The organism is Streptomyces sp. NPDC004134, from assembly GCF_042874195.1.
Lineage (GTDB): Bacteria > Actinomycetota > Actinomycetes > Streptomycetales > Streptomycetaceae > Streptomyces.
The window spans coordinates 390,750-405,549 of sequence record NZ_JBIAMS010000002.1 but is presented as its reverse complement, the minus strand read 5'-3'; the positions used below and the strand labels follow the sequence as shown (position 1 = coordinate 405,549).

General features: G+C 73.1%; 11 protein-coding genes. 5 read left to right on the top strand and 6 right to left on the bottom strand.

Annotated features, from left to right (window positions below; genetic code table 11):
• Positions 1-15: 15 nt before the first annotated feature.
• Positions 16-438 carry a limonene-1,2-epoxide hydrolase family protein gene (locus ACFYVJ_RS04970; protein ID WP_388886681.1) on the top strand — a complete coding sequence of 141 codons (423 nt, stop codon included), beginning with the start codon at positions 16-18 and terminating at the stop codon, positions 436-438.
• Complete coding sequence (locus ACFYVJ_RS04965) at positions 435-1,223, top strand: SDR family NAD(P)-dependent oxidoreductase (protein WP_388886679.1); 789 nt, start codon at positions 435-437, stop codon at positions 1,221-1,223. Before ACFYVJ_RS04970 ends, ACFYVJ_RS04965 begins: the two co-directional genes overlap by 4 nt.
• 159 nt (positions 1,224-1,382) lie before the next feature.
• Here the strand turns inward: ACFYVJ_RS04965 and ACFYVJ_RS04960 are convergent, their stop codons facing one another.
• Positions 1,383-2,354 carry an ArsR/SmtB family transcription factor gene (locus tag ACFYVJ_RS04960; protein WP_388886677.1) on the bottom strand — a complete coding sequence of 324 codons (972 nt, stop codon included), beginning with the start codon at positions 2,352-2,354 and terminating at the stop codon, positions 1,383-1,385.
• Positions 2,355-2,415: 61 nt separating this feature from the next.
• On the opposite strand from ACFYVJ_RS04960, the gene ACFYVJ_RS04955 reads away from it, so the two are divergent.
• Positions 2,416-3,771, top strand: coding sequence for an MFS transporter (locus ACFYVJ_RS04955; RefSeq protein WP_388886675.1), 1,356 nt, complete (start codon positions 2,416-2,418; stop codon positions 3,769-3,771).
• Positions 3,772-3,852: 81 nt separating this feature from the next.
• Here the strand turns inward: ACFYVJ_RS04955 and ACFYVJ_RS04950 are convergent, their stop codons facing one another.
• The 4 genes from ACFYVJ_RS04950 to ACFYVJ_RS04935 are packed head-to-tail and all read right to left on the bottom strand — an operon-like array spanning position 3,853 to position 8,416.
• Complete coding sequence (locus ACFYVJ_RS04950) at positions 3,853-5,214, bottom strand: GH1 family beta-glucosidase (RefSeq protein ID WP_388886819.1); 1,362 nt, start codon at positions 5,212-5,214, stop codon at positions 3,853-3,855.
• Positions 5,215-5,234: 20 nt separating this feature from the next.
• Entirely contained in the window at positions 5,235-6,089 is an 855-nt protein-coding gene (locus tag ACFYVJ_RS04945; protein WP_388886674.1) for a carbohydrate ABC transporter permease, read from the bottom strand.
• Positions 6,082-7,089, bottom strand: a complete 1,008-nt coding sequence (locus ACFYVJ_RS04940) for a carbohydrate ABC transporter permease (protein WP_388886672.1) — start codon at positions 7,087-7,089, stop codon at positions 6,082-6,084. Before ACFYVJ_RS04940 ends, ACFYVJ_RS04945 begins: the two co-directional genes overlap by 8 nt.
• A gap of 10 nt (positions 7,090-7,099) precedes the next feature.
• Entirely contained in the window at positions 7,100-8,416 is a 1,317-nt protein-coding gene (locus tag ACFYVJ_RS04935; RefSeq protein ID WP_388886670.1) for an ABC transporter substrate-binding protein, read from the bottom strand.
• A gap of 149 nt (positions 8,417-8,565) precedes the next feature.
• On the opposite strand from ACFYVJ_RS04935, the gene ACFYVJ_RS04930 reads away from it, so the two are divergent.
• A complete protein-coding gene (locus ACFYVJ_RS04930) occupies positions 8,566-9,816 on the top strand; it encodes an ROK family protein (protein ID WP_388886669.1) in 1,251 nt (416 codons plus the stop codon).
• A gap of 451 nt (positions 9,817-10,267) precedes the next feature.
• Here the strand turns inward: ACFYVJ_RS04930 and ACFYVJ_RS04925 are convergent, their stop codons facing one another.
• The gene (locus ACFYVJ_RS04925; protein ID WP_388886667.1) at positions 10,268-13,723 is read right to left on the bottom strand and encodes a ThuA domain-containing protein; all 3,456 of its coding nucleotides are present in this window, start codon (positions 13,721-13,723) and stop codon (positions 10,268-10,270) included.
• A 280-nt stretch (positions 13,724-14,003) separates the two neighbouring features.
• On the opposite strand from ACFYVJ_RS04925, the gene ACFYVJ_RS04920 reads away from it, so the two are divergent.
• The gene (locus ACFYVJ_RS04920) at positions 14,004-14,771 is read left to right on the top strand and encodes a class I SAM-dependent methyltransferase (RefSeq protein ID WP_388886665.1); all 768 of its coding nucleotides are present in this window, start codon (positions 14,004-14,006) and stop codon (positions 14,769-14,771) included.
• The last annotated feature ends 29 nt before the right edge of the window (positions 14,772-14,800 follow it).

The window sequence follows — 14,800 nt, the reverse complement described above, 5'->3', positions numbered from 1 at the left end:
AATAGCGTCCCGGGCATGCCAGCGCCGAACGAACCCGCCACCGAAGAAGAAGCCCTCGTCGTGCAGTTCTTCGCCGACATGGGCAGCACCTACGCCGAGATGGTGCCCGCCTTCCGCCGCCATCTGGCCGACGACTGCGTCTGGGACAACCAGGGGCTGCCGGAGGTCCGCGGCACGGAGCAGATCCTGGGCTTCCTCCAGCAGCTCGTCGACCAGACCGGACTGGAGAGCGTCGGGGGAGAGGTGCTGCGGATCGCCAGCCGGGGCGGCACCGTGCTCACCCAGCGCCACGAGCACTGGACCGGCAAGGACGGCGCCGTCCTGGTCGAGTCGCTGCCCGTGATGGGCACCTTCGAGGTCGTCGACGGGAAGATCACGTCCTGGCGCGACTACTACGACTCCGCGCTCCTGGCCCACCTGATGGCGGGCGACGCGTGACCGCGCAGACCGGGGAGGACCCCGGGGGGCGGTTCGCGGGCAGGACCGCGGTCGTCGCCGGCGCCAGCGAGGGCATCGGCTTGGCGGTCGCCGCCGGGCTCGTGGCCGGCGGCGCCAACGTCGTCCTGGTCGCCAGGCGCGAGGACGTGCTCGCCGAGGCCACCGCCAAGCTCGGCCCGGCCGCCTCCGGCATCGCCGGCGACGTCGCCGACGAGAAGACCGCCGCCCGCGCGGTCGCCCACGCCGTCGACACCCACGGCGGCCTGGACCTGCTGCACTTCAACGCCGGCACGCTGCTGCCCGGCGACATCGCCGGGCAGCCGCTGGACCACGTGGACCGCATGCTCGCGGTCAACCTGCGCGGCCCGATCACCTTCGTCCGGGCGGCGGCGCCGGAGCTGGCCAAGCGGCCGGGCGCGGCGGTGACCCTCACGTCGTCGGCCACCGGCCGGCTGCCCGTCCCCGGCCTCGGCGTGTACGGCGCCACCAAGGCGGCGCTGCACTACCTGGTGTCCACCTGGGCCATCGAGCTGGCGCCCAGCGGCATCCGCGTCAACGCCCTCTGCCCCGGCGGCACGTACACGCCGTCGATGTACGAGGCGGCGAAGGCGATTCCGGGGCTGGAGGAGGCCACGATCGCCACCAACCTCGTCAAGCGGATGGCCACCCCGGAGGAGATCGCCCGGCCGGCGCTGACCCTGCTCGACAGCGCGGAGAGCGGGTACGTCACCGGCGCCGTCTGGGACATCGACGGCGGCTACCAGCGCGACCGTTCGGCCGGCTGAGCCCTCCCGGCGGTACGCACGCGACCGTCCCGGACCGCCCGGCGGACCGGGACGGCCGGGCCCGCTCCCGGCGGCCGCATACGGCCGTCCCGCGGCCGCGCGTAAGCCGCACAGCGCACCCATACGCCTCCGGAGCCGCGCCGCCCGTACGCCGCGGCCTCAGTCGTCCCGCTGCGCCGCGACCAGCACCTCGCCGGCCGCCGTGCGGTAGTACAGCACCGACCGCCCCGCGCGCCGCCGCCCCACGAGACGGGCGTCGCGCAGCACCCGCAGATGCCGCCCCACCGAGCCGAGGCCCTGCCCGGTGAGCGCGACCAACTGCGTGGTGCTCTTCGGGGTGTCCAGCAGCGCCAGCACCGTCGCCCGCCCCGGGCCGAGGAGCCGGCCCAGCGACTCCGCCGGCGCGGCGGCACCCGTGTCGGCCAGGGCGCCGGCGCAGGGGTAGACGAGGGCGTAGCGGTGCGGCGCGTCCCAGCAGACCCAGCCGGTGCGCGGCACGACGGGCACGAACAGCAGTTGCGCGCCGGAGACGTCCCGCGGCGGGTAGTCGCGCACGTTTATCTGCAGCCGGCTCGCCCCCAGCCACCGCGTCCCCGGCCGCAGCGCGTCCAGCGCCGCCGCCCAGCCGCCGTGCCCCACCTGCGCGGTGCGCGCGACGATGTCCGCCTCGATGATCCGCCGGCGCCGCGGCCAGTCCGGCAGCACCGTCTCCCGCCACACCCACTCCATGACGTCCGCCGCCCGCCGCGGCAGGTCGTCGCGGCGCAGCCGCTCCGGCAGCCGGCCGTCGAGGGAGACGGCGACGTCGGCGCGGGCGGCGTCCGGGGGCGTGGCCCGTACCGCCGCGAGCTCCTCCTCGAAGGACACCCCGACCGCGCCCGTGGGTGTCGGGGTGAGGAAGTCCGCGTTCCACGGCCGCAGCAGGCCCGCCCGGACCAGCTCGTCCGCCACCGGGTCCGCGGCCTGCCGCGCGCGGTACGCGGGCAGGTGGGCGTCGAGCCAGGTGCGCTCCCCGGGGTGCGAGGGCGTGCCGCGGGCGAGCATCTTCAGAGACGCGAGGGTCTCGGCGAGCGGCGAGACCACGAACCGGCTGCCCGCCAGCGTGTCCGCGTCGACCTGCCACCACCCCATTGCTTTCGCCTCCCGGCGAAACTCTAACCCCACGGCCTCGATCTCCCCGAGGCTGCCCGGCATGCGCACCTATCGCGAGCTGTTCAGGACCCCGGAGTTCACGCCCCTCTTCGCCTCCTCCTCCCTCCAGGTCGCCGGGCTGACGATCAGCGGCCTGGCGCTCGGCACGCACATCTACGAGCAGACCGGCTCCCCGCTGCTGTCGGCCCTCGCGATGTTCGGCCCCTCGCTCGCCCAGGTGCTCGGCGCGACCCTGCTGCTGTCCGCCGCGGACCGGGTGCCGCCGCGCGGCGCCATGACCGCGCTCGCCCTCGTCTACGCCGCCGCCACCACCGCGCAGGCCGCGCCCGGGCTGCCGGTGTGGGGCGCGTTCGCGATCCTGGTCTGCCTGGGGCTGCTCGCCTCGGTGGGCGGCGGGGTCCGCTACGGGCTGCTCAACGAGATCCTGCCGCGCGACGGCTACCTGCTCGGCAGGTCGGTGGTCAACATGTCCGCCGGCGCCATGCAGATCACCGGCTTCGCGGTCGGCGGCGTGCTCGTGACCGCGCTGTCCCCGCGCGGCACGCTCCTCGTCGCCGCCGCGGCGTTCCTCACCGGCGCCGCCGTCGCCCGCGCCGGGCTCGGCCGCCGGGCGCCGCGCGCGGCGGGGCGGCCCTCGGTCGCGGAGACCTGGCGGGTCAACGCGCTGCTCTGGTCCTCGCGGCACCGCCGCACCCTGTATCTCGCGCTGTGGCTGCCCAACGGCCTCGTCGTCGGCGCCGAGTCGCAGTTCGTGCCGTACGAACCGGACCGCGCCGGCGTCCTGCTGGCCCTCACCGCGCTGGGCATGCTCACCGGCGACGTGCTCGCGGGCCGGGTGCTGCCGGCCCGGTGGCGGCCCCGGCTCGGGGTGCCGCTGCTGTTGCTGCTGGCGGTCCCGTACCTGGTCTTCGCGCTGCGTCCGCCGCTGGCGGTGGCGGCGGTGGCGGTCACCCTGGCCTCGGCCGGGTTCGCCGCGAGCCTCGTCCAGCAGGAGCGGCTGATGGCGCTCACGCCGGACGAACTCAGCGGCCAGGCACTCGGGTTGCACACCTCCGGGATGCTCACCATGCAGGGCGTGGCCGCCGCCCTCGCCGGCGGCGTCGCGGAGCTGACCTCGCCGGCGACGGCGATGGCCGCGATGGCGGCGCTGTCGATCGCCGTCACGCTGGCCCTGACCCCGGGCCTGCGCGCGGCGGGCGCGGCGAGCACCGCGGGTACGGCGAGCAACGCGAGCGCGGCGAGCAACGAGAGCGCGGCGGGTCCGGCGGGTCCGGCGGGTCCGGCGGGTGCCGAGGTCACCGCACCGGCCGGGGACCCGGCCCCGCATCCGCCCGGTGGCGGGGGCGGGACGCGGGACCGGGAGTCCGGTGCCGGGCAGCGCGCGCCGCGCGCCTGACCGCCCGGGCCGCCGTCGCGGTGGGGGGACGCCGTGCGGGGCACGCGGCGGCGGACCCGGGCGGAGCGTGTGCCGTACGCGCTACGCCGCGCGCCGCGCCGCCGCGCGGTGGCCGCGGATCAGCTCGGCGTAGCGCCGGCCGCTGCCCTTCACGGTGCGCCGCTGGGTGGCGTAGTCGACGTGGACGAGGCCGAAGCGCTTGTCGTAGCCGTACGCCCACTCGAAGTTGTCCAGCAGCGACCAGGCGAAGTACCCGGCCAGCGGCACGCCCCTGCGCACCGCCTCCGCGCAGGCGGCGAGGTGCTCCTCCAGATAGCGGGTGCGCTCCGGGTCGTCGATCTGGCCGTCGGGGCCGACCGCGTCCGGGTAGGCGGCGCCGTTCTCGGTGACGTACAGGCAGCGGGCGCGGTAGTCGTCGGCCATCCGCTCCAGCGTCTTCGTCAGCCCCTCGGCGTGCACCTCCCAGCCCATCGCGGTGCGCCGCACGCCCGGCAGGTCGACCTGGCGCGCGTACGGCAGCGGCCCGTCCGGGTCGTCGGCGACGACCTGGCGGAAGTAGTAGTTCAGGCCCAGCCAGTCCAGCGGCGCGGCGATGGTCTCCAGGTCCCCGGGGCGCTCGGGCAGGTCCACGCCGTAGAGCCGGCGCATGTCCTCCGGGTAGCCGCGGCCGTGGACCGGGTCCATCCACCAGCGGTTGGTGTGCCCGTCGGCGCGGGCGGCCGCGGCGATGTCCTCGTCCCGGTCGGAGGCCGGCTCGCAGTGCGTGAGGTTGTTGACCAGCCCGATCCGGGCCCCGGGCACGGCGGCGCGCAGCGCCTGGGCCGCCAGGCCGTGGCCGAGGTGCAGGTGGTACGAGGCCCGTACCGCCGCCGTGAGGTCGGTGAGCCCCGGGGCCATCCGGCCCTCCAGATGCCCGATCCAGGCCGAGCAGAGCGGCTCGTTGAGCGTGGCCCAGTCGGTGATCCGGTCGCCGAGCCGGCGGGCCACCGCGTCCGCGTACGCCGCGAACGCCTCGGCGGTGGCGCGCTCCGCCCAGCCGCCGCGGTCCTGCAGCGCCTGCGGCAGGTCCCAGTGGTAGAGCGTGGGGAAGGGCGTGATGCCGGCTTCGAGGAGCGCGTCGGTGAGCCGGTCGTAGAAGGCGAGCCCCGGCTCGTTGACGGGCCCGTCGCCGCCCGGGACGACGCGCGGCCAGGCGATCGAGAAGCGGTACGCCCCGGCGCCCAGCCGGCGCATCAGCGCGATGTCCTCGGGCCAGCGGTGGTAGTGGTCGCAGGCGGTGTCGCCGGTGTCGCCGCCGTCGACCATGCCGGGTGTGTGCGAGAAGGTGTCCCAGATCGACGGGGAGCGCCCGTCCTCGCGTACGGCGCCCTCGATCTGGTACGCGGCGGTGGCCGTGCCCCACACGAAGTCGGACGGGAGGCGGTCGAGGTGCAGGTCGGTCACGGAGTTCCTTTCGGACGTGGTCACTTGACGGCTCCTGCGGTCAGCCCGGCGACGAGATAGCGCTGGAGCAGCAGGAAGCCGGCGACGACGGGGAGGCTGACGACGAGGGAGGCGGCCATGACCTGGTTCCAGTACACCTCGGTCTGGGTCGCGTACCCCTGCAGCCCGACGGAGAGCGTCCGGGTGACGTCGTTGGTCATGACCGAGGCGAAGAGCACCTCGCCCCAGGCGGTCATGAACGAGTAGATGGCGACGGCGACGATCCCGGGGACCGCCGCCGGCACCACGACCCGGAACAGCGCCTTCAGCGGCCCGCAGCCGTCGACGAGCGCCGCCTCGTCCAGGTCGCGGGGGATGGAGTCGAGATAGCCGACCAGCATCCAGATCGAGAAGGGCAGGGTGAAGGTCATGTACGTGAGGATCAGGCCGCCGCGGGAGCCGTAGAGGGCGATCCCGGTGGTGTTCCCGATGTTGACGAAGATCAGGAAGAGCGGCAGCAGGAAGAGGATGCCGGGGAACATCTGGGTGGACAGCACCGTGACCGTGAAGATCCGCTTGCCGCGGAAGCGGTAGCGGCTGACCGCGTACGCGGCGAAGACCGCGATGACCACCGAGCAGCCGGTCGCGGCGCCCGCCACGATCAGCGAGTTCAGGAAGTAGCGGGCCAGCGGCACCGTGTCCCAGATGTCGAGGTACGGCCGGATGGTCAGCCCGCTGGGGATCCAGCGGAACGCCCCGGTGACGTCTTCCAGCGGCTTCAGCGAGCTGCTGAGCATCACGTACACGGGCGTGACCGCGAAGACCGTCAGCAGCGTGAGCACGATCCGCCGGGTCCAGACGAACGACCGCGGCGGCGCGGTGGGGGAGCTATGCACGGGCCGCCTTCCTTCCCCGGGAGGTGAGCAGCAGATAGCCGGCGGTGACGACCAGCAGGAAGAGCAGCAGCAGCACGGACATGGCCGAGCCGGCGCCGAAGTTCCAGGTCACGAAGGACGACTGGTAGATGTGGATGGAGATGATGTCCGCGGACTCCGGCGCCGACTTGCCGAAGAGGATGTACGGCACGTTGAAGTCGTTGAAGGTCCACAGGAACAGCACCAGGACCAGCACCTGGTTGACCGGCCGCAGCGACGGCAGCGTGATCCGGCGGATCTGCTGCCAGATCCCGGCGCCGTCGATCGCGGACGCCTCGTACACTTCGCGCGGGATGTTCTGCAGCGCGGCGGTGAGCACCAGGAAGGCGAACGGCCAGGTGCGCCAGACCGAGACGACGACCAGCGAGACGAACGCGTTGTCGCCGATCAGCCAGAACGCCGGCTGGTCGGTCAGCCCCAACTGGTCGTGGAGCACGTGGTTCACCAGGCCGTTGTCGCGCTGGAGCATGAACGACCAGGTGATGACGGCGGTGTAGACGGGCAGCGCGTACGGGGTGAGGAAGAGCGCGCGCAGCAGCCCGCGGCCGCGGAAGGCGTCCTGCATCAGGATCGCCGCGGTCACGCCGAGCAGCCACGAGAACCCGACCGCGAGCACCGTGAACGCGCACGTGATGAAGAACGAGCGCAGCAGCGCCTCGCCCACGGGGGCGTCGAAGTCGACCGCGACGCGGAAGTTGTCCAGGCCCGACCAGGGCGCGGCGCCCCAGTCGCGGATGTAGTGCTGGGTCAGCTCCTTGAAGCTCATCACCACGCCGACGGCCATCGGCACCAGGTGGATCAGCAGCTCCAGCAGCAGCGCGGGCAGCAGCAGGAGGTACGGCAGGGCGCCGCGGCGCACGCGGCCGCGGCCGGTGCGGCGGCGCTTGCGGGCGGCGCCCCGGCCGGCGGGCGGCTTGTCGCCGGGGCCGGCCGGGGGCGTGTCGAGGGCGGTCGCGGTCATCCGGCGCCGCTCACTTCTGCATCTGCTGCTGGGCCTCGGTCAGCCGCTTCTGGACCGACTCCGTGGTCACCTCGTCGCCGGCGGCGGCGTCCGCGAACAGCTCCTTCATCGCGTCGCCGACGAGGGTCTCGAACTGCGCCTCGTCCGGCACCTGCGGCAGCGGCGCGGAGCTGGTGGACAGCACCTCGCGCAGCACGGTCAGGTCGGTGGTGCTGAACGCCTCGTGCTCCTGCGCCTCCGCGACCGGCGGGATCGAGCCGTAGGTCTCGTTGAGGATCTGCTGCTCCTCGGTGGAGGTCATGAACTTCACGAAGTCCAGGGCACCGTCGAGGTTGTCGGTGTTCTTGAAGACGGCGATGTTGATGCCGGCGACCATGGAGTTGACGTTCCGGCCCTCGGGCGGGTTCTCGCTCTGCATCGGTACGGGCGCGACGCCGTACTCCTCGGGCTTCATGCCGTGCGCCTTGAGCGAGCTGCCGGCGGCCTGCCACAGGAGCATGCCTGCCTTGCCGGTGGCGAGGTCCTTGATCGACTGGTTCTGCGCATATTCGGCGTTGCCGACGGCGGCGATCTTGTCGTTGGCAAGGAAGTCGACGTACTGCTTGACGGCCGCGACCGCCTCGGGGGTGTCGAACGTCGGGTTGCCCTCGGCGTCGAAGAAGTCGGCGCCGTGCTGCTTGCCGAAGACGAAGGCGTGGTGCGAGTTCTCCACCGGGTTGCCGCCCTCGACGGCGACGCCGTACTTGCCGTCCTTCGTCAGCCTCTTGCCGACGGCGACGAAGTCCTCCCAGGTGGCCGGGGGTTCCTCGATGCCGGCGTCGGCGAACATCTGCTTGTTGTAGTAGAGCGCGTACGAGAGGGAGTACAGCGGCACCGCCGCCGGGTCCCGGCCCTCGGCACCCGCGGCGGCCAGCGCCGAGGGGACGAACCGGTCCTTGCCGCCGATCCGGTCCAAAGTCTTGTCGTCCCACGCCAGCAGCCCGTCGCTCGCCTGCAGCGAGGCGGACCAGGTGTTGCCTATGTTGAGCACGTCGGGGCCCTGCCCGGAGGAGGTGGCCGCGAGGATCCGGTCCAGCAGGCTGTCCCAGGGGATGACTTCGAGCTTGACGTCGATGCCCGTCTTCTTCTCGAACTTCTCGATCTCCGGGGTCAGCACCTCCTTGTCGTGCTCCAGGCTGGTGCCCTGGTTGCTCGCCCAGTACGTCAGCTCGTCGGGCTTGTCGTTGCTGCCCTCCGAACCCGTCGAGCTGCCGCCGCCGCAGGCGGCGGCGGTCACGCTGAGGGCGGTGGCGAGTGCGGCGGTCGCCGCCAGGCGGATTCTGCGCATGGGTGGGGCCCCTCTCCGGGCACATGACTTAAGGCTGTGAACGCGGCCCGCGCTTAATTCAGGGCGTGAGTTAAGTAGTGAAAGAAGTCCTCGTCAACCCTTCTCACACGCGTTTCCCGGCACGTATCTTTCCTCCGGGAAGGAGCCACATGGCGAGAAACAACGGCCGTACCGTGCGCGACCTGCGCCGTAGCAACCGCTCCGCGGTACTGCGCCACCTGTACTTCGAAGGGCCGCTGAGCCGCCAGGAGTTGGGCCCGGTCACCGGGCTCAGCTCCGGGTCGATCAGCAACGTCGCCGCGGAGCTGATCGCGGAGGGGGTGCTGGAGGAGGCGGGCGCGGTCGACTCCGACGGCGGCCGGCCCCGCACCCTGCTGCGGGTGGCGCCGCGCTGCGGGCACATCGCCGGCGTCGATGTCGGCGAGACCCGGGTGCGGGTGGAGCTGTTCGACCTCGCCCGTACCGAACTGGCCCGCGCCGAGCGCCCGCTGGCCGACGGCGGCCGGGACGCCGGGCGGGTCGTCGCGCACATCGCCGGGGGACTGGCCGCCGTGCTCGCCGACGCGGGCGTCGCCGCCGGGGACCTGCTCGGCGTCGGTCTCGGCGTCCCCGGCATCGTCGACCGCGAACCGGCCCGCGGCGGTGCGGTGGTGTACGCGCAGACCATCGGCTGGGACGCCGTACCCCTGGAGGCGATGCTGCGCACCGCCGCGACCGGCGCGCCCGGCCTGGCGGACGTGCCGTACACCGTGGCCAACGGTGCCAAGACGCTGGGCCAGGCCGAGATGTGGTTCGGCGCGGGCCGCGGCGCACGCAACGCCGTCATCGCGCTCATCGGCTCCGGCGTCGGCGCTTGCGTCGTCACCGACGGCACCGCCTACGGCGGCTCGTCCAGCGGCGCGGGGGAGTGGGGGCACACCACCATGCGGATACGCGGACGGCGCTGCCGGTGCGGCGCCCGCGGCTGCCTGGAGGCGTACGTCGGCGCGGAGGGGATGCTGCGGCGCTGGCGGGAGGCGGGCGGCGAACCCGTCGCCACGGACGAGGAGTCGGCGCTCGCGGAGCTGATCGCCGCGGACGACCCGGCGGCCCGCGCGGTCCTCGACGAGACCGCCGAGTACCTCGGCGCGGGCATCGCGGACCTCGTCAACCTCTTCAACCCGGAGCGCATCGTGCTGTCCGGCTGGGCCGGGCTGCTCGCGGGCCCCCGGCTGCTGCCGGCCGTACGCGGGGCCACGGCCATGTACGCGCTCCGCTACCCGGCGGCGCGCGCGGCGATCGAGATGGGCGAACTCGGCACCGACGCCGTCACCGTGGGCGCCGCGACGCTCCCGCTGAGTCACTTCCTGGACGCGGGCGGCACGCGCGAGCGCGATCCCGCGCGCACTCCGGCAAGCTGACCCGCCGGAGGCGGGGCGGACTCCGCCGGCGGGACCGACGCCCCGCGGGTCGGGGGACCGGGTGCGGTGCGCCACGGGTCCGGGAACCGGACGCCGCGCGGTGCACCGGCGGCCGGGTGCCGGAAGCAAGCTGCCGGGTGCCGGACGCCGCGCGGGGTACCGGCGGCCGCGTGCCGCGTGCCCCGTGCCGCGTGCCGGGTGGCGGGTGGCGGACGCCGCGTGCCGACGCAAGGTGCCGGTGCCGGACGCCGCATGAGCGGCGCCGGCACCGGGCCGCCGCGAAGCGGGCGGCGGACTCCGCGTCCCGGCTCACCCTCACCCGCCGCCCCGCCCCTCCCGCAGCGCCCGCGGCAGGCGAACCGCGGCAGGCGAACCGCGGTACGCGAACGGCGGCCGACCGGGGCATCCCCGGTCGGCCGCCGCGCGGTGCGCTATCCGCGTGGGACGGCGGTCAGTTCACCGTCACCTGCACCGCACCCGTCGTCAGGTCACCGGTGTCGTCCGTGACCGTCAGGTGGGCGGTGTACGTCCCCTTCCTGGTGTACGTGTGCGTCGCCGCCGCCGCGCCGTCGCCCGTCGCGTTGTCACCGAAGGTCCAGTGGTACGACTTGGCCGTACGCCCCTCCGGCAGCGTCACCGCGCCCTCGAAGGAGAACTCCGCCGGCGCCGTCGCGCTCTCCGGCGAGGCCGTGACCGTCACCTTCGCCGCCGACTCCTTCTCCGCGCCGCGGCCGTTGAAGTGCAGCCAGTCCAGCGCCAGCAGGTCGGGGCTCGACGGCGTCCACGCCGGGTTGGTGAAGACCACGTAGACCTTCTCCACCCCGCCCGGGTCGGTCAGCGGCACCGTGGGCGAGACCACCTTCGCGAAGTCCCCGGTGTTCGGGATCGTCGCCTTGCCCAGCAGTTCGCCGTCCGGCGCGTTCGCGCGGAACTCGACGTCGCCGCCGAGTCCGCCCGAGGAGGCACCGACCGTCACCGAGTCGATCCCGCTCGGTGTCCCCGGGTCCAGCACGATCCAGTCGCCGTGCTCGACCTCGCCGAGCCGCTTGCCGCCGGAGGAGTCCTCCCGGGCCAGCGTCTCGACGCCGCCGTTCGCCCCGCCGGTGCCGTTGTGGTGCTCGGCCTCGCGGAACTTCTGCCGCAGGCTCAGCGAGTCGGAGCCGACCAGGCTGGGCACGCCCTCGGCGCCGTCGTCCTCGTACTGCGCGCTGATGCCGTAGTAGAGGTTCTGCCCGGGCCCGTGGCTGTCGCCCGGGTCGGTCTTGAACTCGCCCTCGCAGCCGGTCAGGTTGTCCAGCGGGTGCAGGTGGTCGTCGTGCCCGAGCTGGGTCTGCACCACCACGCGCGAGCAGTCGATGTCACCGTCCTCCGCGTCGCTGACCTCCACCTTGTACGGAACCGTGTCGCCGAAGTCGAACGCGGTGCCGTTGCTCGGCACCGTGACCTTCACCTCGGGACGGGTGTTGCCGACGGTGACCTCGTGCACCGCCATCGCCGTACGCTCCGGCGGCCCCTCCACCGTCAGCCGGGCGTTGAACCGGCCCTTCTCGGTGTAGGTGTGCGTCGGGTTGGGGTCCGTGGAGTCGGTCGTGCCGTCCCCGTCGAAGTCCCAGGCGTACGTGATCGGGTCGTCGCCCGGCGAGTGCGAGCCCTCGGAGGAGAACTCCACCGTCAGCGGCGCGGGCCCGGAGTCCGCCGACGCCGACAGCTTCGCCACCGGCGGCCGGCCCTCGGCCACGTAGTCGATGCGGTAGATGCCCGCGTTCTCGTTGCTGCCGCCGCGGCCGGTGCCGCTGCCCTCGCCGAAGTCGATGACGTACAGCGAGCCGTCGGGGCCGAAGTCCGCCTCGAAGGGCTGCACCCAGCTCATGTCGCCGAAGATCCCGTTGATCGACTGCAGGTCGCCCTTCTTGGCGGGCGCGAACCTCGGGTCCTCGAACTGCTGGTCCTTCTCCTGGAACGAGAAGGTCTTGAACCACTTGCGGGTCAGCTCGTAGGTGATCCACTTCCCCTCGAAGTACTCGGGGAACTTGTACGGGCTGTCGTTCCCCGGGTCGTAGTCGTAGACGGGGCCGCTCATCGGGCCGCCGCCGCCGGTGCCCAGCTCGGGGAACTCCTGGGAGGCCGAGTACGCGTACCAGACCGTGGCGGGCTGCGCGGGGGGCAGGTTCGTCTTGCCGGTGTTGTTCGGCGAGTCGTTCACGGGCGCCGAGCAGTCGAACTTCTCCCCGGCCTTGCCGGCCGCGAAGTCGTAGTCGTTGAACGGCGTGTTGTTGCCGATGCAGTACGGCCAGCCCTGGTTGCTCGCCTTGGTGAGCCGGTTGTACTCCACCGTCCCCTCGGGACCGCGGTTCGGGTCGGCGCTGCGCGCGTCCGGACCGTAGTCCGCGACCAGCAGGGCGCCGGAGATCGGGTCGGTGGTGATGCGGAACGGGTTGCGGAGGCCCATCGCGTAGATCTCGGGACGGGTCTTCGACTCGCCCTGCTTGAAGAGGTTGCCCTTCGGGATGGTGTAGCTGCCGCCGTTCGTGGGCTTCACGCGCAGCACCTTGCCGCGCAGGTCGTTGGTGTTGCCCGCGGTGCCCTGGGCGTCCCAGGCGCGCCGGCCCTCGCGCTCGTCGATCGGCGCGAAGCCGCTGGACTCGAACGGGTCGGTGTTGTCGCCGGTGGCGACGTACAGGTTGCCCTTGGTGTCGAACGTCAGCGAGCCGGCCATGTGCACGTTGGCCCGGCCCTCGCCGCGCCATGTCGGTACCGTCAGCAGCACCTTCTGCGACGCCGGGTCCGCGGTGTTCCCCTTCATGGTGAAGCGGGACAGGTTGATGAGGTTCTTCTCCTTGTCGGAGTGCAGGAGATAGAGCCAGTTGTTGCGTGCGAAGTCCGGATCCAGGGTGAGCCCGAGGAGGCCGTCGGACTGGCTGGTCATCTCGGGGGTGTAGTCGAAGTCCAGGGCGGTGGTGACGTTCAGCGTCTCCTGGTCGACGACCTTCAGCTCACCGGTGCGCTGGGCGTAGAACACCCGCCGGTCGGGGGCGACGGCCAGCTCGAACGGGTCGGCGAGGTCGTCGGTGACCAGCGGGGTGCGCTGGAAGTTGCCGGTCTGGGTGGCCGAGCAGTCGCCGGGCGCGTCACCCGCCGCCCACCGGATGCCGCCGAGCAGGTGCTTGAGGAACAGCGGCTCGTCGAAGGACGACGCGTCGTGGCCGCCGGCGGTGAACCACGACCGGCCGCCGTCGTACTTCTGGCACCACGAGAACGCGTGGTCGACGCCTTCGTCCAGCCCGGTGATGCCGTCGCGCACCTTGATCTGCGCGAGGGTGTGCACCTTGCCGGTCGGGTTGGCGCGCCAGTTGTACCACTCCTCGTGGCGCTCCCAGAGCTGCGGCAGGCCCTTGGTGGAGGGGTGGGTGCCGTCCAGCACCTTGATCCGGCCGGTCTGCGGCACGGGGTGCTTGTCGAAGATCGCGCCGACCAGGCCCTCGTACCAGTCCCAGTCGCGCTCGCTGGCCGAGGCGGCGTGCAGGCCGAGCCAGCCGCCGCCCGCCTGGATGTACGACTGCAGCGCGGCCCGCTGGTCCGCGTCGAGCAGGTCGCCGCTCTCCGGCGTGGAGTTGGTGTTGTTGAAGACGACCGCCTCGTAGTTCGCGAGGTTCTCCTCGGTGAACGCGGCTGCGTCGTCGGTCGAGTCGACCTCGAACCCGTACTCGTCGCCGAGCTTCTCGACGGCCTCGATGCCCGCCGGGATGGAGTCGTGGTAGAAGTTCGTGACCTTGGAGAAGACCAGGACCCGGAAGTCGGCCTCCTCGTCCTGCGGGGCGGCCGTCGCCGAGGCCGTGCCCAGGAGCAGCGCCAGCAGCGCGGCCAGGACGGCGATGGGTGACAGGGGTGGTCTTGCCAGGCGTCTCATAGTGCTCCCAGTCGTGCCGGAACCCGGGCGCGTCGGAGGGCGGGCCCGTTTCGTGGTGGCGTAGAAAGCGCTTACTGACGGTGCTCTGTCAAAGTAGGCCCTTACCCACACGTGGTCAACGGTCGTGCGCGGACCGGAAGTCGGCGGCCTTCCGGGGCGTACGGGCAGGGCGGGAAACCCCACGGCAGCGCTGCCCACGAGGTCCCTTCGTGCCTGGTGCACCACCCCGCCCGCGGCGTCGCCGCGAGTTCAAGATCTCGTAGCCGGGTATCCTCACGGAATGGGCGAGGACCTGAGCGCGGCGGCGGCCAAGGGCTGGGCGGTGCGCTGGGAACTGCAGCGGGAGCAGCGTGAGGCGGGCCGCGAGGAGCGCTTCACCGTCGTCGGTGACCTGGTGGAGCTGGTCACCGGGGGCCACGACCGCCCCGCCGTCCTCGACCTCGGCTGCGGTACGGGCTCGCTGGCCGCCCGGCTCAAGCGCCGGATGCCCGCGCTCGACGTCGTCGCCGCCGACGCCGACCCCGTGCTCCTCGGCCTCGGCCGCCGGATGCACGGCACGCGGGTCCGCTTCGTCGACACGGTCGTCGGCGGCATCGGCTGGCAGGACGAGCTGGAGCTCGACCGCCCCCTGGACGCCGCCGTCTCCGCGACCATGCTGCACCGCCTTCCCGAGCGCGTGCTCCTGGAGGTCTACGGCAGGCTGCACACCCTGCTCCGCCCCGGCGGGCTGCTCGTCAACGCGGGCCGGCTGCCCCAGGAGGACGCGACCGTCGCCGAACTGGCGGGGGAGGTCGGCAGCCGGCTGGCCGAGCGGCGGCGGATGCCGGGCGGCGAGGAGTGGTCGTCGTGGTGGGACGCGGCGGCCGAGGCGCCGGAGCTGACCCGGCTCTTCGCCGAGCGGCGCCGCCGCGGCGCGGCCCCCGCGGGGGACAACGGGCTGAGCCTGGCGCGCCACGTGGACCTGCTGCAGAAGGCCGGCTTCGCTGCGGTCGGCACGGTCTGGCAGTGCGGCGACAGGTGCGTGCTGGTCGCCGTCCGCGGCGAGTAGGCCCGGCGCCCGTCACCTGCCGCGCGTAC

Bases quoted from the DNA above. Each gene is read 5' to 3' on its own strand.
- ACFYVJ_RS04960 (WP_388886677.1), bottom strand. From the start codon at position 2,354: ATGGGGTGGTGGCAGGTCGACGCGGACACGCTGGCGGGCAGCCGGTTC.
- ACFYVJ_RS04925 (WP_388886667.1), bottom strand. From the start codon at position 13,723: ATGAGACGCCTGGCAAGACCACCCCTGTCACCCATCGCCGTCCTGGCC.
- ACFYVJ_RS04970 (WP_388886681.1), top strand. From the start codon at position 16: ATGCCAGCGCCGAACGAACCCGCCACCGAAGAAGAAGCCCTCGTCGTG.
- ACFYVJ_RS04955 (WP_388886675.1), top strand. From the start codon at position 2,416: ATGCGCACCTATCGCGAGCTGTTCAGGACCCCGGAGTTCACGCCCCTC.
- ACFYVJ_RS04940 (WP_388886672.1), bottom strand. From the start codon at position 7,089: ATGACCGCGACCGCCCTCGACACGCCCCCGGCCGGCCCCGGCGACAAG.
- ACFYVJ_RS04920 (WP_388886665.1), top strand. From the start codon at position 14,004: ATGGGCGAGGACCTGAGCGCGGCGGCGGCCAAGGGCTGGGCGGTGCGC.
- ACFYVJ_RS04935 (WP_388886670.1), bottom strand. From the start codon at position 8,416: ATGCGCAGAATCCGCCTGGCGGCGACCGCCGCACTCGCCACCGCCCTC.
- ACFYVJ_RS04930 (WP_388886669.1), top strand. From the start codon at position 8,566: ATGGCGAGAAACAACGGCCGTACCGTGCGCGACCTGCGCCGTAGCAAC.